General features: G+C 44.7%; 26 protein-coding genes. 25 read left to right on the top strand and 1 reads right to left on the bottom strand.

The features are described 5' to 3' along the window. The first annotated feature begins 67 nt into the window (after positions 1 to 67). Positions 68 to 823, top strand: a complete 756-nt coding sequence (locus tag AZI85_RS11050) for an alpha/beta hydrolase (RefSeq protein ID WP_063244351.1) — start codon at positions 68 to 70, stop codon at positions 821 to 823. Positions 824 to 944: 121 nt separating this feature from the next. Here AZI85_RS11050 and AZI85_RS11045 read toward each other — a convergent pair whose 3' ends face one another. Further along, complete coding sequence (locus AZI85_RS11045) at positions 945 to 2321, bottom strand: YncE family protein (protein ID WP_063244103.1); 1377 nt, start codon at positions 2319 to 2321, stop codon at positions 945 to 947. Positions 2322 to 3018: 697 nt separating this feature from the next. Between AZI85_RS11045 and rpoB the strand changes: the two genes are divergently transcribed. From rpoB to rpmD, 24 genes are all read left to right on the top strand, one after another. Then, complete coding sequence (gene rpoB / locus AZI85_RS11040) at positions 3019 to 7221, top strand: DNA-directed RNA polymerase subunit beta (protein WP_063206538.1); 4203 nt, start codon at positions 3019 to 3021, stop codon at positions 7219 to 7221. A gap of 27 nt (positions 7222 to 7248) precedes the next feature. Beyond that, entirely contained in the window at positions 7249 to 11379 is a 4131-nt protein-coding gene (gene rpoC, locus AZI85_RS11035; RefSeq protein WP_063244102.1) for a DNA-directed RNA polymerase subunit beta', read from the top strand. A 210-nt stretch (positions 11380 to 11589) separates the two neighbouring features. After that, positions 11590 to 11964, top strand: coding sequence for a 30S ribosomal protein S12 (rpsL, locus tag AZI85_RS11030; protein WP_041876514.1), 375 nt, complete (start codon positions 11590 to 11592; stop codon positions 11962 to 11964). A 10-nt stretch (positions 11965 to 11974) separates the two neighbouring features. Then, positions 11975 to 12448 (top strand): 30S ribosomal protein S7, encoded by a 474-nt coding sequence (gene rpsG, locus AZI85_RS11025; RefSeq protein WP_063244101.1) that lies wholly within the window; start codon positions 11975 to 11977, stop codon positions 12446 to 12448. A gap of 9 nt (positions 12449 to 12457) precedes the next feature. After that, positions 12458 to 14563, top strand: a complete 2106-nt coding sequence (gene fusA, locus AZI85_RS11020) for an elongation factor G (protein ID WP_063244100.1) — start codon at positions 12458 to 12460, stop codon at positions 14561 to 14563. Positions 14564 to 14768: 205 nt separating this feature from the next. Then, the gene (rpsJ, locus tag AZI85_RS11015) at positions 14769 to 15086 is read left to right on the top strand and encodes a 30S ribosomal protein S10 (RefSeq protein ID WP_025308875.1); all 318 of its coding nucleotides are present in this window, start codon (positions 14769 to 14771) and stop codon (positions 15084 to 15086) included. 9 nt (positions 15087 to 15095) lie between these two features. After that, positions 15096 to 15764, top strand: coding sequence for a 50S ribosomal protein L3 (gene rplC, locus AZI85_RS11010; RefSeq protein WP_063244099.1), 669 nt, complete (start codon positions 15096 to 15098; stop codon positions 15762 to 15764). A 1-nt stretch (position 15765) separates the two neighbouring features. Further along, a complete protein-coding gene (gene rplD / locus AZI85_RS11005; RefSeq protein ID WP_063204861.1) occupies positions 15766 to 16395 on the top strand; it encodes a 50S ribosomal protein L4 in 630 nt (209 codons plus the stop codon). Next, complete coding sequence (gene rplW / locus AZI85_RS11000) at positions 16395 to 16673, top strand: 50S ribosomal protein L23 (RefSeq protein ID WP_063204860.1); 279 nt, start codon at positions 16395 to 16397, stop codon at positions 16671 to 16673. The genes rplD and rplW overlap by 1 nt, the downstream gene beginning before the upstream one ends. 2 nt (positions 16674 to 16675) lie before the next feature. Then, positions 16676 to 17494 (top strand): 50S ribosomal protein L2, encoded by an 819-nt coding sequence (rplB, locus tag AZI85_RS10995; protein ID WP_063204859.1) that lies wholly within the window; start codon positions 16676 to 16678, stop codon positions 17492 to 17494. Positions 17495 to 17503: 9 nt separating this feature from the next. Next, complete coding sequence (rpsS, locus tag AZI85_RS10990; protein ID WP_063204858.1) at positions 17504 to 17794, top strand: 30S ribosomal protein S19; 291 nt, start codon at positions 17504 to 17506, stop codon at positions 17792 to 17794. A 12-nt stretch (positions 17795 to 17806) separates the two neighbouring features. Continuing rightward, positions 17807 to 18139 carry a 50S ribosomal protein L22 gene (gene rplV / locus AZI85_RS10985; RefSeq protein WP_063204857.1) on the top strand — a complete coding sequence of 111 codons (333 nt, stop codon included), beginning with the start codon at positions 17807 to 17809 and terminating at the stop codon, positions 18137 to 18139. A gap of 2 nt (positions 18140 to 18141) precedes the next feature. After that, on the top strand, positions 18142 to 18807 hold the full coding sequence (gene rpsC / locus AZI85_RS10980; protein WP_063204856.1) for a 30S ribosomal protein S3: 666 nt from the start codon (positions 18142 to 18144) through the stop codon (positions 18805 to 18807). Further along, positions 18794 to 19201: a 50S ribosomal protein L16 gene (rplP, locus tag AZI85_RS10975; RefSeq protein WP_063204855.1), complete on the top strand. Its 408-nt coding sequence runs from the start codon at positions 18794 to 18796 to the stop codon at positions 19199 to 19201. The genes rpsC and rplP overlap by 14 nt, the downstream gene beginning before the upstream one ends. Before the next feature lie 4 nt (positions 19202 to 19205). After that, on the top strand, positions 19206 to 19397 hold the full coding sequence (rpmC, locus tag AZI85_RS10970) for a 50S ribosomal protein L29 (RefSeq protein ID WP_063204854.1): 192 nt from the start codon (positions 19206 to 19208) through the stop codon (positions 19395 to 19397). Positions 19398 to 19406: 9 nt separating this feature from the next. After that, complete coding sequence (rpsQ, locus tag AZI85_RS10965) at positions 19407 to 19676, top strand: 30S ribosomal protein S17 (protein WP_063204853.1); 270 nt, start codon at positions 19407 to 19409, stop codon at positions 19674 to 19676. Between the two features lie 11 nt (positions 19677 to 19687). Continuing rightward, positions 19688 to 20056, top strand: coding sequence for a 50S ribosomal protein L14 (gene rplN, locus AZI85_RS10960; RefSeq protein ID WP_063204852.1), 369 nt, complete (start codon positions 19688 to 19690; stop codon positions 20054 to 20056). A gap of 11 nt (positions 20057 to 20067) precedes the next feature. After that, the gene (gene rplE / locus AZI85_RS10955; RefSeq protein ID WP_063204851.1) at positions 20068 to 20607 is read left to right on the top strand and encodes a 50S ribosomal protein L5; all 540 of its coding nucleotides are present in this window, start codon (positions 20068 to 20070) and stop codon (positions 20605 to 20607) included. 12 nt (positions 20608 to 20619) lie between these two features. Next, positions 20620 to 20925, top strand: coding sequence for a 30S ribosomal protein S14 (rpsN, locus tag AZI85_RS10950; protein WP_063204850.1), 306 nt, complete (start codon positions 20620 to 20622; stop codon positions 20923 to 20925). 10 nt (positions 20926 to 20935) lie between these two features. Beyond that, on the top strand, positions 20936 to 21325 hold the full coding sequence (rpsH, locus tag AZI85_RS10945; RefSeq protein ID WP_081110992.1) for a 30S ribosomal protein S8: 390 nt from the start codon (positions 20936 to 20938) through the stop codon (positions 21323 to 21325). A 7-nt stretch (positions 21326 to 21332) separates the two neighbouring features. Beyond that, positions 21333 to 21875 (top strand): 50S ribosomal protein L6, encoded by a 543-nt coding sequence (rplF, locus tag AZI85_RS10940; RefSeq protein ID WP_063244098.1) that lies wholly within the window; start codon positions 21333 to 21335, stop codon positions 21873 to 21875. A 12-nt stretch (positions 21876 to 21887) separates the two neighbouring features. After that, entirely contained in the window at positions 21888 to 22253 is a 366-nt protein-coding gene (gene rplR / locus AZI85_RS10935) for a 50S ribosomal protein L18 (RefSeq protein ID WP_063244097.1), read from the top strand. 10 nt (positions 22254 to 22263) lie between these two features. Continuing rightward, positions 22264 to 22719 carry a 30S ribosomal protein S5 gene (gene rpsE / locus AZI85_RS10930; RefSeq protein WP_063204846.1) on the top strand — a complete coding sequence of 152 codons (456 nt, stop codon included), beginning with the start codon at positions 22264 to 22266 and terminating at the stop codon, positions 22717 to 22719. Between the two features lie 18 nt (positions 22720 to 22737). Further along, on the top strand, positions 22738 to 22923 hold the full coding sequence (gene rpmD, locus AZI85_RS10925) for a 50S ribosomal protein L30 (RefSeq protein ID WP_063204845.1): 186 nt from the start codon (positions 22738 to 22740) through the stop codon (positions 22921 to 22923). Position 22924: the final 1 nt, after the last annotated feature.

Here is a 22924-nt window from a genome sequence, read left to right as displayed (position 1 = left end):
TCTTAGGCGTCGTGATTGAGGCCGATACCGCATGATGCTCTACTTTTCTGAAAAAAAGGAGCATCCTATGCGAAATATTTTAAGTATTTTTATTTTATCTTTTCTGTTGGTTCCGTGGGCTCAAGCCTTGGTTCCCACAGATCATACCATCGTTTTAGTTCACGGAGCTTTTGCCGATGCCACAGCCTCGTGGAGTCGTGTCACCACCATGCTGCAAGAGCGGGGATTTAAAGTCGTTGCCGTTCAAAATCCGTTAACGTCGTTTGCTGATGACGTCGCTGCGACGGAGCGAGCTTTAGCAAATGTGAAAGGCCCCGTGGTTCTAGTAGGACATTCCTGGGGAGGATTCGTCATTACGCAAGCAGGCAGTAAGCCGAATGTTCATGCTCTGGTATATGTAGCGGCCTTTGCTCCTTCTGAAGGGCAGTCTGTTTTAGATTTGACGAAGGATTATCCAGCATCTCCCGGTTTTGGCCAATTGGTGATCGATTCTTTCGGATATGGAACTTTGACGGAGATGGGGATGAAAAAATATTTCGCTCAAGATCTTCCACGCAAAACAACGTCCCTGATGTTTGCAACGCAGATTCCGACGGCGGCCACTTCGTTCGCGGAAAAGGCGACAATCGCCTCTTGGAAAACTAAACCTTCTTGGTACGTCGTCGCTGAAACAGACCATATGATTCAGCCGGCCCTTCAAAAAGCCATGGCCTCCAAAATCGGAGCAACGACGACGGCTTATCCTGGAAGCCACGTCATTATGCAATCGCAACCTCTTCGTGTTGTGAATGCTATTTTGGCAGCTGCGGGAGTAGATAAATAATTTCGATGATGACTCCTCCCTAGGTATCGCAAGGAGGAGTCTCGACTTCAATTATTTACGAAAGAGTTTCAGTGACTCTTCAGAAATATATTCAAGAGCCTTTGTTGAAAAGGGCTCTCGGCTACCACCGCTGGTACAAAGAAATAATCTTGCTAATGTCGTAGAAATAAACTTTATCATCTTTCAAGCCCGCTGAGATTAGGGTTGAACCATCAGGTGAAACCTCCAACGCCGTTGGCTGGGCACCTCCGACTAAAGTGAAAACGGTCTTTCCGTTTCTCGTGTCGATAATATCAATTTTTCCTTTAATTCGCGGATCGACCTTGTCGTCATCTTTATAACTCGTAGTTCGCGATGAAACAAAAAGGTAACGATTTTCCAAAGGATCTAAAACGATGGTGTTGGGGTGCGCGAGGTCCCATTTTTTGCCGGGGAAGTTAGGATGATCTAACGGGTAATCTTCAAGTATCAAAATCTTTTTAAGTCCTTTCGGAGTATTGAAGGGAACAAAAAGTTTGTTCCATACACTTGAGGGCAATACGGGAGTCATTGATGTGGTGGCGACCTTTGCGATTTCCTCCATCAGTTTTTCCATATCAATCCTTGAAACGGCGTTGCCGCGCATATGACTGAAGTAAGCCAGGCGTCCATTCTTAGTAACAACCACATGACGTAAATTTAGTGGTCGGCCCGCAGTGGAATCTTCAATCGGAGAAATTTCCGCGATCTGCTGATGGTTCAAAGCATCGACAATGATAAGACTGCCGGTTTCGGTGGCTAGAATTAATGCGTATTTCCCGTCAGGCGTAAAAGTAATTCCGCGGGGAGCGATCAGATATTTTTTGATCGAAGGATTTGTAAAACGCGTCTGCAAACGGATTTTTTTCACAAGGTGACGGCTGCCATCCAAATTGCCGTCATCTTTAAGATTCGTAACATCAATCACACTGATGTCGTCAGAAAAATAATTGGCGACATAAAGAATTTGTTCCAATGGTCTTTCGGCGACGAGCGGGCGTGAGGCGATGATCTTAGAGCCTTCACCTTTTGTGGGAATGTACTTCACGATGTTTTGAGTTTCTGTATTCACGACACTCAAAAGACCACCGTTTTTAAAGACCTCGGCCGTTTTTCCTCCCTCAGCGCGAGAAATAAAAGCAAACTTCCCATCTATAGAAATATCGACTTCGGTATTCGCAAAAATGCCGTCCGTAGGTCCCGCGGGCGTCACCAGTGTTTTTACTAAGGTTTGCTTTTTCAGATCAAAAACGGAGGCGGTGGGCACTCGTTTGTTTTTCGCGGGATCTATTTTTCCACACATTTCCGCGACGTAGAGGAAGTCTCCGGTTTTATCGGCCTTCATTCCTTTCGGCATGCAGCCGGTGTCCGCCTTCTTAATTAGAAAGTCTTTCGAAAAATAGGCAGACAGATCGCTGGGGCCGGCATAAGCGCCGAAGCTCGTGGCTATCATCGCCAAAAAAGGGACCAATGCTTTCATAGGCATCTCCTTGTTTGCTGAAAGCCTAACAAATCAGGGGTTTTTCAAAAGTGGGATGGGAGGATTACAAAGGTCACTTAGGAGTTTTAAAACGACCGCGAAATCAAGAAGGTCGTTTGCAAAACTAGGAAAAGGTTGTTTGGCCTGCGTATTTTTCAAGCACTTCCCGGTTCTTCGATTGAAAAAAGGAAAAGGTTTAAATACGAATGTCGCTCAGAGGAGGCATGGCTGCGATGCGCAAATAGACTGAGAGTCAATCCATGCGGTTCAGGAAAGCCCTTTTTAAAACGGTCGCAGTTCTTTAATGACGAAGGCACAGCTCCATCGGAATTCTTTCTTGAAGCTTAAAATTCCTTTATATTTCAATCAACTAACGCAACGCGATGATTCTTGAGAAGGCTGCTTGATCTTCGTTTTGAAGTCTTCATCAAAAAGAGAACTCTTAAGGTAAGGTCCTTCCTTTTTGAGGGCCGCACACCTTCTAAATAATTCATCAAATTTTAGGTTTCTAAGCCCCTCGAAGAGCCCCTCCTAAACCAGGCGGAAAGTATTATAATCACTTGATTTCCTTAAAACTTCAGGTAGGTTGAGATGCTTATCTAAAGATTTAATGTGGGCCTTGGATAATTCCCCCCGAAGCGAATGTCCGATTTTCTACTCCGGCCCTGCCGGAGTGCAAACAGATCAGGAGAGTAAATTGGAAAGAACTCCAGTTACAGCTTCTAACATCCGAGTTAGAAAGTCTTTTGCAAAAAACAAGCAGGTCATTGATATCCCAAATCTGATTGAATTGCAGAAATCTTCTTACGAAGCTTTCATTCAAAAAGATATGGATCCAGATCGCCGTGGCGATGCGGGTCTCAATGGCGTTTTCAAGTCTGTATTCCCAATTACAGATTTCAACAACACAGCAAGCCTTGAGTTTGTATCATACACTCTAGAGCCAGCTAAGTACGACGTGGACGAGTGCCGTCAACGTGGTATGACTTTCGCTGCTCCAATCAAGGTGACTCTTCGTTTGATCGTTTTCGACGTTGACGAAGAAACTGAAGCACGCAGCATCCGCGACGTGAAAGAACAAGAAGTTTACTTGGGCGAAATCCCATTGATGACTGCCAACGGTTCTTTCATCATCAACGGTACTGAGCGCGTTGTTGTTTCTCAGTTGCACCGTTCTCCGGGCGTATTCTTCGACCACGATGGTGGTAAGAACAATGCTTCTGGTAAATTGATTTACTCTGCACGTGTGATTCCTTACCGTGGTTCTTGGTTGGATGCTGAATTCGATCAAAAAGATCTTATCCACGTACGTATCGACCGCCGTCGTAAATTCCCTGTGACAATTCTTTTGAAGGCTCTTGGTTACAACACTGAGCAACTTCTTGAGTACTTCTACGACCTAGACGAAGTTTACGTAAAATCTGGAAAGCTTTATCGTAAACTTGATATCGAACGCATGTCGGGTCAAAGAGCATTGACAGACGTTATCGATCCAAAATCAGGCGAGGCGCTTGTTAAAGCAGGTCGTCGTATCACTCGCGCGATCGTTAAGAAAATCAAAGATCTTAACATCACTGAGCTTGAAGTTCAGCCTGAAGACCTTGACGGAAAAGTATTGGCGAAACCACTTATTGACGAGTCAACAGGTGAGATCATCGCTGATGCCAATGCAGAATTGAACTCTGCAATCATCAAGCGTTCTATCGAGTCTGGAATTGATCGTTTCTTCATGATCTTCTTCGACGGTTTGACTGTAGGTCCTTACCTTCGCAACACGTTGCTAGTTGATAAAGTTTCTAACAAAGATGAATCTTTGGTTGAGATCTACAAACGCCTTCGTCCTGGTGAGCCTCCAACTTTGGAAGCAGCTACGACATTCTTCGGTCGTTTGTTCTTCGATCCAGAGACTTATGATCTTTCTGAAGTTGGTCGTATCAAGATCAACCACAGATTCGGCATCTCTATGGACGAGTGCCCACCTTCACACAGAACACTGACTCATAAAGATATCTTGAGCACTATCAAAACTCTGATCGACCTTAAAAACGGTCGCGGTGTTATCGACGATATCGATCACTTGGGTAACCGTCGTGTTCGTTCTGTAGGTGAGTTGCTTGAGAACCAATACCGTATCGGTCTAGTTCGTATGGAGCGCGCGATCCGTGAACGTATGTCTCTTCAAGATGTTGAGACAATGATGCCTCACGATCTAGTCAACGCGAAACCAGTGAACGCGGTTGTTAAAGAATTCTTCGGTTCTTCTCAATTGTCTCAGTTCATGGACCAAACAAATCCATTGTCAGAGATCACTCACAAACGTCGTTTGTCAGCTCTCGGCCCTGGTGGTTTGACTCGTGACCGTGCCGGTTTCGAAGTACGTGACGTACATCCTACGCACTACGGTCGTATCTGCCCGATCGAGACTCCAGAGGGTCCAAACATCGGTTTGATCGCGTCTTTGGCGACTTATGCTCGTATCAACAACTACGGTTTCATCGAGACTCCGTACCGTAAGGTTGAGCAAGGTTCTATTTCTAAAGACATCAACTACTTGTCAGCTTTGGAAGAAGCAGGTCACTACATTGCTCCTGCGGCTCGTGATGAAGCTGGTAATAAAGCTATCCAAACTGCGACGACGATCACTCGTCGTGACGGTGAGTACGAAATCGTTGATAAAGACAAAGTTGCTTTGATGGACGTTTCTCCATCGCAACTAGTATCTATCGCGGCTTCTTTGATCCCATTCCTTGAGCATGACGACGCCAACCGTGCGTTGATGGGATCGAACATGCAACGTCAAGCGGTTCCATTGTTACGTTCTCGCGCACCACTTGTTGGTACAGGCGTAGAGCGTTTGGTAGCTCGTGACTCTGGTACATCTGTTGTTGCTCAAAACGACGGTATCGTTGAAGAAGTCGATGCATCTCGTATCGTAGTTCGCCGTTTTGCAAAAGGTGGCGAGTTGGGTGCGAACGTAGACATCTACAACCTAACTAAGTACCAACGTACGAACCAAAATACATGCTTTAACCAAAAACCAATCGTTACTGTAGGTGACAAGGTTTCTAAAGGCGACATCATCGCTGACGGTCCTTCTACAGAGCTTGGTGAATTGGCTCTTGGACAAAACATCCTAGTAGCGTTCACTCCTTGGCAAGGTTACAACTTCGAGGACTCCATCCTTATTTCTGAGCGTTTGTTGAAAGACGACGTTTACACTTCCATCCACATCGAAGAGTTCGAGTGTGTGGCTCGTGATACAAAACTTGGTAAGGAAGAGATCACTCGCGATATCGCTAACGTCGGTGAAGAGGCTCTTAAAGACCTTGATAGCTCTGGTATCATCCGCATCGGTGCGGAAGTTCGTCCAGGCTTCATCCTCGTTGGTAAAGTAACTCCAAAAGGTGAAACTCAGCTTTCTCCTGAAGAAAAGCTTTTGAGAGCGATCTTCGGTGAAAAAGCGGGTGACGTTCGTGATACATCACTTCGTGCGCCATCAGGCGTTTACGGTACAGTGATCGACGCTCAAGTTTACTCTCGTGAAGGCGCAGACCGCGATGAGCGTTTGTCTTCAATCATCGAAGAGAAAAAACGCAAACTTGAGAAAGACTTGGCTGTAGAGCAAAACGTTATCAAAAATAACGCGATCTCTAAACTTCGTGACATCCTTGTTGGTAAAACAACAACGGGCGTTCTATTGAACGAAGACGGAAGCCAAAAGCTTCTTAATAAAGGTCAAATCATCACGGAAGCGGACCTAGAGACAGTTCCATTTGAATTGTTAAACTATATCCCTCTTGAACAAGATCTTGAGTTCCAAGTGAACAAGATCATCGACAATGCTCGTAACCAACTTGACGCTGTTAAATTGGTCTTCAACGAGAAAATTGATCGTCTACGCAAAGGTGACGAATTGCCTCCTGGCGTGATCAAGATGGTTAAAGTTTACGTCGCTATTAAACGTAAAATGCAAGTCGGTGACAAATTCGCCGGCCGCCACGGAAATAAGGGTGTCGTTTCTAAAGTATTGCCTGCGGAAGACATGCCATACCTAGCTGACGGTACACCTGTTGACATGGTTCTAAACCCACTGGGCGTTCCTTCTCGTATGAACATCGGTCAGATCCTTGAGGTTCACTTGGGTTGGGCTGCGCACAATTTGGGTAAACAATTAGGTGCCCACCTTGAAAAGTGGAACGCTGAAAATGCCCGTAAAGACATGAAAGATATCTTCAGTGATAGCGACATCTCTGCAAAACTTGATAAAGCAGATGATGGATCATTGAAATCTATGGTCACTCGCATGAAGAACGGTATCCACGTGGGTACGCCAGTCTTCGACGGTGCTCGTGAATCTGACGTAAAAGGCTTGCTAGAAAAAGCGCAAGTTCCAACATCTGGTAAATCGATCCTCTTTGACGGTCGTACAGGTGAGCCGTTCACGAACCCAGTTACTGTGGGTATCATGTACATGTTGAAACTTCACCATCTCGTGGAAGAGAAGATCCACGCTCGTTCTATCGGACCTTACTCTCTTGTTTCGCAACAACCTCTGGGTGGTAAAGCTCAGTTCGGTGGTCAACGTCTAGGGGAGATGGAAGTTTGGGCGATCGAGGCTTACGGTGCTGCTTACTCACTACAAGAATTCTTAACTGTTAAGTCTGACGACGTGGCAGGTAGAACTCGTATGTATGAAAGCATCGTGAAAGGTGAAAACATCCTTGAACCAGGTCTTCCTGAATCGTTCAACGTTCTAGTGAAAGAGCTTCAGTCTCTTGCATTGAATGTTGAGTTGATGGAGTCCGACATCCTTAGCGACTCAGACGATGAGTTGACTGATGACGTTATCGAGGGTGAAGAGGCAATTGTTCCGGCTCCAACTGAGCCAGAGCAACACTAATTAATATTTTAACAACAGGGGTGTTCTTTGAGAGACTTGTTGAATTTTTTCGATAAACCAAAAGATCCACTTTCGTTTGACGCCGTACGAGTATCGTTGGCGTCACCGGAAATGATTCGTGATTGGTCATTTGGTGAAGTTAAGAAGCCTGAAACTATCAACTATCGTACATTCAAACCAGAGCGTGATGGTTTGTTCTGTGCGAAAATCTTCGGTCCTATTAAGGATTACGAGTGCTTGTGCGGTAAGTATAAACGTATGAAGTACCGTGGCGTCGTCTGTGAAAAGTGCGGCGTTGAAGTAACACAAACTAAAGTTCGTCGTGAGCGTTTGGGCCACATTGAATTAGCAACTCCAGTGGCACACATCTGGTTCTTGCGTTCATTGCCTTCTCGTATCGGTAACCTTTTGAATCTTTCTTTGAAAGACGTTGAAAAGGTTCTTTACTGTGAAGCTCACGTAGTTATCGATCCAATGGAAACAACATTGGAAGAAGGTCAGATTTTGACTGAAGAAGCTTACCAAGCAGCTCTTAATGAGTTCGGTCCAAGCTTTAAAGCAGGCATGGGCGGTGAAGCTGTTCGTGAATTGCTACGCAAAATCGACCCTGAGTACTTGTCTCGTAAACTTCGTATGGAAGTGAAAGACACGAAATCAGAAGCGCAAATCAAAAAATTGACGAAACGTCTGCGCGTTGTTGAAGCTTTCAAAGGCTCTATCAACAAGCCAGAGTGGATGATGTTGGAAGCACTTCCTGTTCTTCCTCCTGATCTTCGTCCGTTGGTACCACTTGATGGTGGTCGTTTCGCGACTTCAGATCTGAATGATCTTTACCGTCGTGTTATCAACCGTAACAACCGTTTGAAACGTCTTCAGGAGCTAAATGCTCCAGACATCATCATCCGCAACGAAAAACGTATGTTGCAAGAAGCGGTTGATGCGTTGTTGGACAACGGCCGTCGCGGTAAGACTTTCACTGGTCCTAACAAACGTCCTCTTCGCTCTCTTTCTGATATGTTGAAAGGTAAGCAAGGTCGTTTCCGTCAAAACCTTTTGGGTAAACGTGTCGACTACTCGGGTCGTTCCGTTATCGTTGTAGGCCCAACTTTGAAACTTCACCAATGCGGTCTTCCTAAGAAGATGGCTTTGGAACTTTTCAAACCGTTTGTTTACAACAAACTTGAAGAAAAAGGTTTGGCGACAACTATTAAGCAAGCAAAACGCCTTGTAGACCAAGAAACTGTAGAAGTTTGGGATATTTTGGCTGACGTGGTTAAAGAACATCCAGTTCTTCTGAACCGTGCGCCAACTCTTCACAGACTTGGTATCCAAGCTTTCGAACCAGTACTTCACGAAGGTAAAGCAATCCAATTGCATCCTCTAGTGTGTACGGCGTTCAATGCCGACTTCGACGGTGACCAAATGGCGGTTCACGTTCCACTTTCTGTGGAATCTCAAGTTGAAGCTCGCGTATTGATGATGTCTACGAACAACATCCTTTCTCCGGCATCTGGTAAGCCAATCATCAACCCTTCACAAGATATCGTGTTGGGCTTGTACTGGTTGACTCGTATCCGTCCTGGAGCAAAAGGAACTGGCAAAATTTTCGCCAGCGTTCAAGAGGCTCTTTACGCTTACGAAACTGGACTTGTTGACTTGCAAGCGGCTTGTAAAGTTCGTTTGAACGGTAAAGTTCAAGAGACTTCAGTAGGTCGTTCTATCTTGTCTGACATCGTACCAAAAGAAGTTCCGTTCAACGAAGTGAACGTGACAATGAATAAGAAACAAATCGCTGCTTTGATCGATAAGACATTCCGTCTTGCCGGTGCAAAAGCGACTTGTATCTTGGCTGATAAAATCATGGAACTTGGTTTCAAATATTCTACAGCAGCGGGTATGTCGATCGGTATCGACGACATGGTGATCCCTGCAGCAAAAGCAACTTTGATTGCTGATGCAGAGAAACAAGTGACAGAGATCCAACAGCAGTACGACGAAGGTTTGATCACAGATGGTGAGCGCTACAATAAAGTGGTGGATATCTGGGCTCAAACTGGTGATAAGATCGCCAAAGAAGGTATGAACGCGATTGAAAAACAAACTTTCCATGTTGATGGTAAAGAAATCGTAGGACCTTCATTCAACCCGATCTACATCATGGCTGACTCCGGAGCCCGTGGTTCCGCAGCTCAGATCCGTCAGTTGGGTGGTATGCGTGGTTTGATGGCGAAACCTTCAGGTGAGATCATCGAAACTCCTATCACTGCGAACTTCCGTGAAGGTTTGACAGTTATCCAGTACTTCATTTCTACGCACGGTGCGCGTAAAGGTTTGGCCGATACCGCATTGAAAACAGCGAACTCTGGTTACTTGACTCGTCGTTTGGTTGACGTGGCTCAAGACGTTGTTGTGTCAGAAGTGGATTGCGGTACTACAGATGGTTTGGAAATCACTCCGGTTTACGAAGCTGGTGAGATCATCCAAAATATCGGCGATCGTATCTTGGGAAGAACAACTCTTAAAGACGTTGTTGATCCAATGACGAACAATGTGATCTTGAAAGCAGGACACGAAATCACTGAGTCTGATGTTAAGCGCGTAGAAGAGCTTGGTATCGACAAAGTTGAAATCCGTTCTGCTCTAGTGTGTGAATCTACTCGTGGCGTGTGCGTGAAATGTTACGGCCGTGACTTGTCTCGCGGTAACACTGTGAACCTTGGTGAAACAGTGGGTATCATTGCAGCACAATCAATCGGTGAGCCAGGTACTCAGTTGACGATGAGAACGTTCCACTTAGGTGGTGCGGCTTCTCGTGCGGTTGAGCAATCTGTTCATACAACTCGCCATGACGGTGTTATTAAATTTGAAAACGTTCACGCAGTAACAAACCGTAACGGTAAGTTGACTGTGATGAATCGTAACGGTTCTGCCCTTGTGATCGACGAAACAGGCCGTGAACGTGAAAACTTCAAACTTGTTTACGGTGCGGTACTTAACTTCAAAGAAGGCGACAAAGTGACTAAAGGTCAAACTGTTGCTGAGTGGGATCCATATTCGAATCCGATCATCGCGGAAGTTTCTGCGAAGATCCAATACCACGACATTGAAGAAGGTTCGACAATGCAGGAGCAAGTCGATGCGGTAACTGGTTTCGCGACCAAAGTTATCACAGAGTCGAAGTCTTCTGACATTAAGCCGACTGTATTCCTAGTTGATGGCAATGGTAAGACATTGAATCTTCCTGGCCGTGACATCCCTGCGAGATACTTGATCCCAGTGGGTGCGCAACTTCTGGCTTCTGACCAGCAGGAAGTTCATGCCGGTGACGTTATCGCGAAGATGCATCGTGAGACTTCGAAAACGAAGGATATCACGGGCGGTCTACCGCGCGTTGCTGAATTGTTTGAAGCTCGTAAACCGAAGGAAGCAGCTATCATCTCTGAGATCGATGGTTATGTGACATTCGGTAAAGACGTTAAAGGTAAACAACGTGTGATCGTAACTCCTGAAGTGGGTGAGCAAAAAGAATATCTCATCCCTAAAGGTAAGCACGTTGCTGTAAGAGAAGGTGAGTACGTAAGAGCCGGTGAGGCGTTGATGGATGGTCCAACAAATCCTCATGACATTCTGGCGGTTCTAGGTGCGAAAGCTCTATCAGCATACCTTGTGAATGAAATCCAAGAAGTTTACAGACTTCAAGGGGTTGGTATCAACGATAAGCACATCGAAGTGATCGTTCGCCAAATGCTACGTAAAGTAGAAATCAGAGACGCTGGTGACAGCCGTTTCTTGGCGGGTGAACAAGTTGAAAGATATGCTTTCGACGAAGAAAACAGTCGTATCAACCGTGAAGGCGGACAACCTGCTACTAGCAGCCCGCTTCTTCTAGGTATCACGAAAGTTTCTTTGAGCACTGACAGCTGGATTTCAGCGGCGTCCTTCCAAGAGACAACAAAAGTTCTTACGGAAGCAGCGATCAATTCTCGCACAGACCATTTGCGTGGCCTGAAAGAGAACATCATTATGGGTCGCTTGATCCCAGCGGGAACAGGTTTGACTTCATACAAACGTTGGAAAGTGTCTGTAGCCGAAGACGACGATACATCATTCGTGGCATTGCCAGGAATGACGGCGTCAGCTCAGCCTCACCAAGGGTAGTAACTAAAGAAACCTGGGCGCCGATTTAGGTCGGCTCCTGGGGCAAAGTGTAAAAAGATCAAAAAGCGGAGCTCACACCACTTTTTGGACTATAAAAATAACAACAAAGTCTTGACCAGGGCGCTTTTGGCAATGTAAGTTCCAGCGTCTTGGATTAGATCTGCACTCCGACTCGTCGGAGTATTGAAAAATCGTTTAAGGGGTTTTAAAGTGCCTACTATTAACCAGCTCATCAAAAGTGAGCGTAAAGTTCAAAAGAACCAAACAAAGTCACCTGCGTTGGTTTCATGTCCTCAACGTCGTGGCGTTTGTACACGTGTTTATACTACGACTCCAAAGAAGCCGAACTCTGCTCTTCGTAAAGTAGCAAAAGTCCGTCTTTCTAATGGTTTCGAAGTTATCTCTTACATCCCAGGTATCGGTCACAACCTTCAAGAGCATAGCGTTGTCTTGATCCGTGGTGGTCGTGTGAAGGACTTGCCGGGCGTTCGTTACCATATCGTACGCGGTGTATTGGATCTTCAAGGTGTGAACGGTCGTCTGCGTTCTCGCTCTAAATACGGTACTAAGAGACCTAAGAAATAAGGATTGAGAAATGTCACGTCGTAAAAAGACCTTTAAAAGAGAAGTTATTCCAGATCCAGTTTTCAAGGATCTAGTAATTGCTAAATTCGTTAACAAAATGATGATCCAAGGTAAAAAAGCTACTGCACAGAAGCTTTTTTACGGAGCATTGAAAGAGCTTGAAGGCAAAATTCAAGGCGAAGAGCCAATGAACATCTTCAAAAAAGCTCTTGAAAACGTAAAGCCTTCTATCGAAGTTCGTTCTCGCCGTGTTGGTGGAGCGACTTACCAAGTTCCTGTAGACGTACGTCCTTCTCGTCGTTTGGCACTAGCAATGAGATGGTTAGTTGAGTACTCTCGCGAACGCGGTGAAAAAGATATGGCTAAGCGCTTGGCTGGCGAATTCGTTGATGCTTACAACAATAGAGGTAACTCTATTAAGAAGAAAGACGACGTTCACCGTATGGCTGAAGCGAATAAGGCTTTCTCTCACTACAATTGGTAATCTGTTTACATGTCAGCTAAAGATCCTAAAGTTGTAGCTGATCTCAAGTATACTCGTAATATCGGCATCATGGCTCACATTGATGCCGGTAAGACGACCACTACCGAACGCATTCTTTACTACACAGGTAAAAGTCATAAAATCGGCGAAGTTCATGATGGCGATGCTACCATGGACTGGATGGTTCAAGAGCAAGAACGTGGTATCACAATCACTTCTGCCGCGACCATGGCGTTCTGGAAAGATCATAGAATCAACATCATCGATACTCCGGGGCACGTGGATTTCACTATTGAAGTGGAGCGTTCTTTGCGCGTCCTCGATGGCGCGATTGCGGTATTCGACGGTGTGAACGGTGTTGAGCCTCAGTCTGAAACCGTTTGGAAACAAGCCGACAAATATAAAGTTCCAAGAATCTGTTTCGTTAATAAAATGGACCGTGTGGGTGCTGACTTTGTGATGTCTTACGGGACAATCAAAGACAAGCTCAATGCGAACCCAATCCCTGTTCAAGTTCCTATCGGTATGGAAGACACCTTTCGCGGTGTTGTCGATTTGTTAGAAAATCGCGCTTACATGTGGGACCAATCAGGAATGGGTGACCATTTCGAAATTACCGATGTTCCCAATGACATGAAGGAAGAAGTCACTCGCTTCCGTACAGAAGTCATTGAAAAGATCGTTGAGTTTGAAGACGAACTTTTAGAGAAGTATCTGAATGGCGAAGAAGTGACTGTGGCTGAATTGAAGCGCGCTCTTCGTAAAGGAACTCTCGAACTTAAAGCTTTCCCAGTATTCTGTGGGGCGGCTTTCAAAAACAAAGGTGTGCAACCTTTGCTTGATGGTGTGATCGACTATTTGCCTTCTCCTATTGAAGTGCCAGATATCGTAGGTCATGATCCACAAAAACCAGAAAAAGAAATTGTATGTAAGACAGACTTCGATGCGAATGTCGCAGCGTTGGCTTTCAAAATTGCCAATGATCCATTTGCTGGAACTTTGACTTACATCCGCGTGTACTCTGGCGAAGTGAAAGTGGGCGACCAACTTTTCAATCCGCGCACAGAGAAAAAAGAACGCATCCAAAAATTAGTTAAGATGCACGCGAACTCTCGTGAAGAGATCACAAGCTTGAAAGCCGGCGATATCGGCGCGGTTGTTGGTCTTAAGTTCACTGCGACCGGGGACACTCTTTGCGAGACGTCTCACGCTGTCGTTCTAGAAACGATCACTTTCCCTGAACCTGTTATTTCTGTGGCGATCGAAGCGAAGTCTTCAGCCGACCAGGAAAAAATGCTTCAGGGCTTGGAAAAATTGGGTAAAGAAGATCCTTCCTGCCGTCTAAGAAATGACCCGGAAACAGGTCAAATTCTTTTGTCGGGGATGGGAGAACTTCACTTAGAGATCCTTGTTGACCGTCTTTTGCGCGAGCATAAAGTTCAGGCCAACGTGGGTAACCCTCAGGTGTCTTATCGCGAAGGCATCTCATCTTCAGCTACGGTTGAACACGTTTACGAACGTGAAGTGGCGGGTGAGCAGCAGTATGCGAAAGTTTCTTTGACGATTGAGCCGATCTCTCAACATGACGGCATTCAATTCGTATCCAAAGTTTCTGTGTCTAAAGAATTTACAGCTCCTTTCTTAAAAGCAGTCGAGAACGGCTTTAAAGAGGCTGCCGAAGTAGGCCCTCTTGCGAGTTATTCTATGATCGGTATTAAGGGGACTTTAAATTCAGTAGAAGTGCGTCCCGAGGCTTCCAGTGAAATGGCCTTTAAAGCGGCTACTTCCCTGGCTTTCCGTGATGCCGTGAAAAGTGCGACTGTTGAACTTCTAGAGCCCATCTTTAAGTTAGAAGTCACTTGTCCCGATGAATTCGTCGGCAATGTGGTGGGGGATTTAAATTCCCGCCGTGGAAAAATTCTCACGATGAACGCCAAAGTCGGTGGCGGTCAGGTGATTTCTGCGGAAGCCCCATTAGCGAACCTATTCGGTTATGCGACCAATGTGCGCAGTCTGAGTCAGGGAAGAGCAAGTTTCAGTATGGAATTTTTGGAATATGCCGTGGTTCCAGCCAAGGCAAAAACCGAAATTCTCCACAAAATGGGAAGATATTAAAAAATTAATAATTTCCCTTTGACAAAGGGTTTTACAGTGCGCATACTCGCGCACTCATAGCGTCTACAACTTACAAAAAACCTCCCGCGTGAGTGAAATCGCAGGCCGCAAGGGCTAATTCGGGACAAGTTTTCGATGGGGTTAAAGCGCATTTTAGTTAATTTGCTAGTAATTACGATACTTTAAAAAGAAGAAGAGTGTCCATATGCAAAGTCAGAAGATTAGAATCAGATTGAAGGCATTCGATCATAAATTGCTTGATCAATCGACGAAAGAAATCGTCGAAACAGCACGTCGTACTGGTGCGAAGGTTGCGGGTCCAATCCCTCTTCCAACTCGTATCAACCGCTACACAGTGTTGCGTTCTCCTCACGTAGATAAAAAATCTCGTGAGCAATTCGAAGTGAGAACACACAAGCGTATGCTCGATATTTTAGAACCCACTCAGCAGACTGTCGATCAGCTCATGAAACTCGACCTCTCAGCTGGCGTTGATGTTGAAATCAAACTTTCAGCAATCTAGGAGTAAACAGTGAGCGAAACTACACAAACTACAAATTCAAACGAGCAAGGCCTGAAGCTGAACGGCCTGTTCGCATTCAAAGAAGGTATGGCTACCATTTACAATGAAAATGGTGAGGCAGTTCCTGTAACAGTTCTTCGTTATGAGCCTTGGTTTGTTTCTCAAATCAAAACTAACGAAGCTGATGGCTACGAAGCTATTCAAGTAGCTTGCCATCCTAAAAAAGCTAAAAATTCAAACAAAGCAGAAAAAGGTCACTTGGCTAAATCTGGTTTTGAAAATGGCGCGCAATTCGTAAAAGAAATCCGCCAATCAATCCCTGATGGCGTGACTGTTGGTGCGCAAATCTCTATCGACTCATTGGTTAAAGGTGATTTCGTAAAAATCACTTCTAAATCTAAAGGTAAAGGTTTCGCTGGTGTTATGAAGCGTTGGAACTTCGCCGGTGGTCCTGGTGCCCACGGTTCTAAATTCCACCGTCGTCCGGGTTCTTCTGGTAACAGAACATGGCCGGGTCGTGTAATGCCTGGTAAAAAATTCCCTGGTCATTTGGGTAACGAAACAGTGACTGTAAAAAATGTTGAGATCGTTCAAGTTCTAGCGGACGAAAACGTTCTTATGGTTAAGGGTCCTGTTCCTGGTGCCAGAAACACTTTAGTTAAGTTGGTGAGAGAATAGTATGGCAACAGTAAACGTATTAAACTGGAAAAAAGAAAAAGTTGGATCAGTTGAATTGGCTGCTGACGTGTTCGAAGCTCCTGTTAAAAAGGAAGTTCTTCACACTGTAGTTCAATGGCAATTGGCGGCTCGTCGTCAAGGTACACACATGACTAAAACAAAAGGTCTTGTGTCTGGTGGCGGTAAAAAGCCATTCAAACAAAAAGGTACTGGTGGAGCTCGTCAAGGTTCTTCACGTTCTCCTTTGATGCCTGGTGGTGGTACTATGTTCGGTCCACAACCTCGTAGCTACGCTTTCGTTCTACCTAAAAAAGTTCGTCGTTTAGGTTTGAGCATGGCACTTTCTCACCTTCAAAAAGAAGGCAAGTTGTTCATCGTGGACAGCATGCAATCTGAAGGTAAAACTGCTGAGCTTAACAAACGTTTGAAAGCTTTCGGTCTAACAAAAGCTGTTTTGGTTGACGCTGCTGTGAACGAAAAGTTCGGTCGCGCTTCTAAAAACTTACAATCTTTCAAATACTTCCCAGTTGAAGGTTTGAACGTATTCGATCTATTGAAATACGATGCAGCAGTGATCACTAAAGACTCTGTAGCAAAAATCGTAGATCGTTGCTCATTGGAGAAAGCGTAATGAAACAAGTAATTAAAGCTCCTCTTATCACAGAGAAAAATACATATCACAACGCTGCTGGCGTGTATGTGTTCGAAGTAGATCTTAAGTCTACTAAGACTGACATCAAAGCTGCGGTAGAAAAGAACTTCAAAGTGAAAGTAGACAGCGTTAGAACTAGCGTTTGCCGCGGTCACTCGAAGTACACTAAATTCGGATTAACAAAGGTCCCTTACTGGAAAAAAGCTTACGTTAAGCTTGTTGAAGGTGAGAAGATCGCTCTTTTTGAGGGAGTATAAAGATGGGTATTAAAACATTTGCCCCACGCTCTCATGGTCGCAGAGGAATGACTGGTTTCGATTTCAAAGAAATCACGAAAACAACTCCAGAGAAATCTCTAGTTGAACCTCTACATAATAAAGCTGCTCGTAACAACCACGGTCAAATCACTATCCGTCACCAAGGTGGCGGTCATAAAAGAAAATACCGTTTGGTTGATTTCAAAAGAACTAAAGTAGACGTTCCAGCAAAAGTTGTTGCGATCGAGTACGATCCAAACAGAACTTGCCGTATCGCTCTTATCTCTTACGTAGATGGCGCGAAAGCGTACATCATCGCTCCAGTTGGATTGAACGTAGGTGATACAGTTCTTTCTTCTGATAAAGCCGACATCAAACCAGGTAACTGCCTTTCTTTGGCTGCGATCCCAGTTGGTACTGTGATCCACAACATCGAAATGCGTCCGGGTAAAGGTGGTCAAGTTTGCCGTGGCGCGGGTGCTACAGCAACTTTGGCTGGTAAAGGTGAACAATACTGCCAAGTACGTATGCCGTCTGGCGAATTGAAGCAAATCTTGTCTGTGTGCAAAGCTTCAATCGGTCAAGTTGGTAACACTGACAACGAAAACATCAATCTTGGTAAAGCAGGTCGCTCTCGTTGGAGAGGTATCCGTCCTTCAGTTCGTGGTATGCACATGAACCCTGTCGACCATCCATTGGGTGGTGGTGAGGGTGTTGGTAAAGGGCATCACCCGGTAACTCCTTGGGGTCAACCTTGTAAGGGTTACAAAACGAGAAATAACAAGAGAACCAACTCTTCAATTATCAAGAGACGTAAGTAGGAGTAAAAGGTGGCACGCTCGATTAAAAAAGGTCCATTCGTCGATTTGCATCTTCAAAAGAAGATCGACACTGCGATCGAAAAAAATGATAAAAAAGTTATTAAAACTTGGTCTCGCCGCTCAACAATTCTTCCAGAGACAATTGGACTGACTTTTGCGGTTCATAACGGAAGAAAGTTCGTTCCAGTTTACATCACTGAGAACATGATTGGTCACAAACTCGGTGAGTTTGCTCCAACAAGAACTTTCCAAGGTCACGCCGAGAAGAAAGCAGCTGCTCCTGCTGCTGCGAAGAAGTAATAGAGGTTGATTATGGAAGTTAAAGCAAGCTTGAAATATGCAAGAGTAGGCGCTCAGAAAGCAAGATTGGTTGTTGACCTAGTTCGCGGTAAAGACGTGAACGAAGCAGTAAAAACTCTCACTTTCTTGAATAAGAAAACTGCTGGTATGGTAAAAAAGCTAATCGAATCTGCGGTTGCTAACGCAGAATACAAAAAGGTTATGGATGTTGATAATCTTTATGTTAAAGCTATCTGGGTTGATCAAGGCCCTGTTCTTAAAAGATTCCGTCCTCGCGCTCAAGGGCGTGCTTTCGGAGTTCGCAAGAAGACCAGCCACATTAACGTAGTACTCGAGGAGAAATAGTCGTGGGACAAAAGGTTAATCCAATTGGTCTAAGAGTTGGTGTTATCAGAACGTGGGACTCTCGCTGGTATGCGAAGGGTAACCAATATTTTGAAAATCTCCACGAAGACATCCGCTTAAGAAAGTATTTGAAAAATAAGCTTAAGCACGCGGGTGTAGCGAAAATTGAAATGGAACGTGCAGCGAAGAAGATTAAAATCATCATCTCTACTGCTCGTCCAGGTGTTGTAATTGGTAAAAAAGGTACTGGTATTGATTCACTTAAAGCGGAAGTTCAAAAACTTACACCCAACGAAGTTTTCTTGAGCATCCAAGAAGTGCGCAAGCCAGACCTCGATGCTCAGCTCGTCGCTGAGAGTATTGCTCAACAACTTGAGAAACGTATCTCTTGGAGAAGAGCACTTAAAAAAGCTATTGCAGCTGCTATCAAAGGCGGCGTGAGAGGTATCAAGATCCGTGTTTCAGGACGTCTTGATGGAGCCGAAATTGCTCGTTCAGAGTGGTACAATGAGAAGAGTGTTCCTCTTCATACATTGCGTGCAGATATCGACTACGGTACTGCTGAAGCTTTGACTGCATACGGAATCATCGGCATGAAAGTATGGATCTATAAAGGCGATATCTTATCTGCTCGCGAAGTTGAGGAGGCAGGTCGTGTTAAGTCCTAAAAGAGTAAAATGGCGTAAACAATTTGTAGGCCGCGCAACTGGTTTTGCTTACAGAGGTTCTAACCTTGATTTCGGAGACTACGGTCTTCAAGCTATCGAGGAAGGCCGTCTGACAGCTCGTCAGTTGGAAGCTGGTCGTATTGCTATCTCACGTTCAGTAAAACGTGGTGGTAAAATCTGGTGCCGTGTGTTCCCGAACATCCCAGTAACTAAGAAACCTGCTGAAACTCGTATGGGTAGCGGTAAAGGTAATCCGGAGTTGTGGGTAGCACGCGTTCTTCCTGGAAAAGTTCTTTTCGAAATGAACGGTGTGACTCGTGAACAAGCTAAAGAAGCTTTCGAACGCGCAGCTCACAAACTTCCTTTCAAAACTCGTTTCTTGGTGAGGGAGTAGTTTTATGAAGTTCGTTGAGATTCAAGATCTTTCTGTAACTGAATTGAAGAAGAAAAGAGCAGCTCTTTCTGAAGAGTTGTTCCAAGCACGTATCAAGAATTCAATTGGTCAACTTTCAAACCCAATTGAAATTCGTAATCTTCGCCGCAACATCGCTAAAATCAATACAGCGATTGTTAAAAAAGTGGCGAGATAGAGGTAGAGAATGACTGAAACTAATACTAGAGGACGTAAAATTGAAGTCGTAGGTGAAGTTATCAGTGACAAGATGGATAAAACTATCTCTGTCCTCATCTACCGCATGGTGAAACATCCAAAGTACGGTAAGTACGTTAAGAAGACATCTGTTTTCAAGGCTCATGACGAAAAGAACCAAGCTAAAACTGGTGACATCGTTAAGATCCGTGAAACTCGTCCTCTTAGCAAAACTAAGCGTTGGACTTTGGCTGAAGTTGTTGAAACGGCTAAGGCGTAAGGGGAGTTGTCATGATTCAAATGCAAACTAGACTAAATGTAGCTGACAACTCTGGCGCTAAAGAAGTTATGTGCGTAAAGGTTCTTGGTGGTTCAAAACGCCGTGTAGCATCTATCGGTGATGTTATCGTTGTTTCTATCAAAGAAGCTTTGCCAAACGCTAAAGTTAAAAAAGGTGATGTTGCTAAAGCAGTTGTTGTAAGAACAGTGCAAAAACTTCGTCGTCCAGACGGATCTTATATCCGTTTTGATGATAACTCTGCAGTTCTTATCAACGCTTCTAAGGAACCAATTGGAACACGTATCTTTGGCCCAGTTGCCAGAGAATTGAGAGCTAAGTCGTTCGTTAAGATCGTATCTTTGGCTCCGGAAGTTCTATAAGGGGTGATGAGATGAATCGCTTACATACAAAATACAGAAAAGAGATCGCTCCCGCTCTTCAAAAACAATTGGGTGCTAAAAACGTGATGCAAGTTCCTCGTTTAGAGAAAATCACTCTAAGCGTGTGCTTGAGCGAAGCAGTTCAAAATCCAAAAATTTTGAACACTGTTGTTGACGAGATCACTGCGATCACTGGTCAAAAAGCTGTTATCACTAAAGCTAAAAAAGCTATCTCTAACTTCAAATTGCGTGCTGGCATCCCATTGGGTGTTCGCGTGACTTTGAGAAGAGAAAAAATGTGGTCTTTCATGGATCGTTTGAACACCTTGGCACTTCCTCGCGTAAGAGACTTCCGCGGTTTGCCAAATAAAGGTTTCGACGGCCGTGGTAACTACAACATGGGTTTGAAAGAGCAAATCGTGTTCCCTGAGATCAACTACGATAAAGTTGATAAAACTCGCGGTATGAACATCACTATTTGTACAACTGCTAAAAACGACGCTGAGGGCAGAGCGCTTCTTGAAGCACTTGGCATGCCCTTCAGAAAGTAAGAGGGGTGTAACTTGGCTCGTAAAGCAAGCATTGAAAAAAATAATAAAAGAAAAGAACTTTCTAAAAGATACGCTCAATATAGAAAAGAGCTTAGAGAGAAAGCTGTCGACATGAAGCTTTCTGACGAAGAAAGAGATGGAGCTCGTAAAAAGCTTCAAGCTCTTCGTCGTGATACAAATCCAAACCGCGTTATCACTCGCTGTGAATTGACGGGTCGCCCTCGTGGTAACTACCGCAAATTCGGTTTGTCTCGTATCGCTTTCAGACAATTGGCTCTTGACGGTAAATTGCCTGGCGTAACGAAAGCAAGTTGGTAAGAGGATCACTATGGATACAATCTCTCAGTTCCTTACAATGATTAGAAATGCTGGAGCAGCGAAACACGAAAAAGTGGATCTTCCTGCTTCAAAAGTAAGAGCGGGTATTGCTCAAATCCTCGTTAACGAAGGTTTGATCAGAAGCTTCAAAGTCGCTAAAGACAGCAAACAAGGCATTATGCGTGTTTACTTGAAATACGACGAAGCTGGAAACCACGTGATCAATTCTATCGACCGCGTATCTCGTCCAGGTCGTAGAGTTTATGTTAAATCTGACAAGATTCCGACAGTTCGTTCTGGTATGGGTATGTCCATCATCAGCACTAGCAAAGGAATCATGAGCGGTAAGCAAGCTACTGAGGCAAAACTCGGTGGTGAATTGCTTGCGACACTTTGGTAGGTGAATTATGTCTCGTATTGGTAAAGCACCCGTTATTTTTGATAACACAGTACAAGTAAGCGTAACACCTGCTAACGAAGTTGTCGTTAAAGGTGCGAAGTCTTCTTTGAAAATCGGCATGCAATCAGCTGTTTCTGCGAAAGTAGAAGGCGGTAAAGTTGTTTTGGTTCGCAAAGACGACTCTAAAGAAAGCCGCGCATTGCACGGTCTTTACAGAGCGCTTATTCAAAATGCAGTAACTGGCGTAACTAAAGGTTTCTCAAGAGGTCTTGAACTTCACGGTGTCGGATATCGTGCAAACGTATCTGGTAAGAAGTTGGAACTTTCTTTGGGTTTCTCTCACCCTGTGATCTTCGATATCCCTGAAGGAATCGAAATCAAGGTTGATAAGCAAACGAACCTTACAATCACTGGCCCAAGCAAAGAGTTGGTTGGTCAAGTGGCAGCTAAAATCCGTTCTTTCCGTCCGCCTGAGCCATACTTGGCAAAAGGTGTTCGTTATGCTGGTGAGCATATCAGACGTAAAGCTGGTAAGTCGGCTGGTAAATAATTGAGGTAATGTATGAAAATTAAAGTAAGCAAACATACAAGTGACAGAAAAGCAAATCGCCTCAAAAAGAAGATCAGAATCCGTAAAACTGTAAACGGAACTGCGGAAAGACCACGTCTTTGCGTATTCCGTAGCGGTAAGCACATGTACGCTCAAATCATCAATGACGTTGACGGTACAACTCTTGTTGCGGTTTCTTCTCTTGGTAAAGATGACAAGTCTGGTATCGATATGGCGAAACTTGTTGGTAACGAAGTGGCTAAAGCAGCTGCTACGAAAAACATCAAGAACGTCGTTTTCGACCGTAACGGTTACTTGTACCATGGCCGTGTTAAATCTCTAGCAGAAGGCGCTCGTGAGGGCGGCCTTAATTTCTAAGGAGTGATGTGTGGAGAAAGTTCAAGCTCAAGCAGCTGAATTAGAAGAGCGTGTAGTTGCGATCAACCGTGTAACGAAAGTTGTTAAGGGTGGTCGTCGCTTCTCTTTCGCAGCTCTAGTAGTAGTTGGAAACAAGGCTGGAGACGTAGGCTTCGGTTCTGGTAAAGCAGGCGAAGTACCTGAGGCTATCGGTAAAGCTAGCAGATCTGCAAAAAAATCTGCTAAATCCGTAGCTCTTAAAGAAGGTCGCACAATCCCTCACGAAGTGATCGGCAAGTTCGGCGCAGCGAAGGTTATTATGAAACCTGCTGCTCCTGGTACTGGTGTGATCGCGGGTGGCGCGGTGCGTGCAGTTCTTGAGTCTGTTGGCGTAAAAGACATTCTTACTAAATGTGTTGGTACTCGTAACCCTCACAATGCAGTAAGAGCAACAATCGACGGCTTAAAGCAGTTGAAACAGCTTTAATCGGAACGGTGGCATAAAATGGCAAAAACATTTGTTCTTACATTGAAAAGATCATTGATCGGCTGCACTCAAGACCAAAAAGATGCAGTTAAATGCTTGGGGCTTAAGAAGCGTCATTCTACTTCTGAAGTGAAAGACTCTCCAGCGGCTCGCGGCAATATTATGAAAGTACAACATCTAGTAGATGTTGTAGTTAAGGGGTAAT

This window comes from Bdellovibrio bacteriovorus (assembly GCF_001592755.1).
Classification (GTDB): domain Bacteria; phylum Bdellovibrionota; class Bdellovibrionia; order Bdellovibrionales; family Bdellovibrionaceae; genus Bdellovibrio; species Bdellovibrio bacteriovorus_E.
Note: the sequence above shows the minus strand (reverse complement) of the source record. Positions and strands in the feature narration are given on the sequence as shown.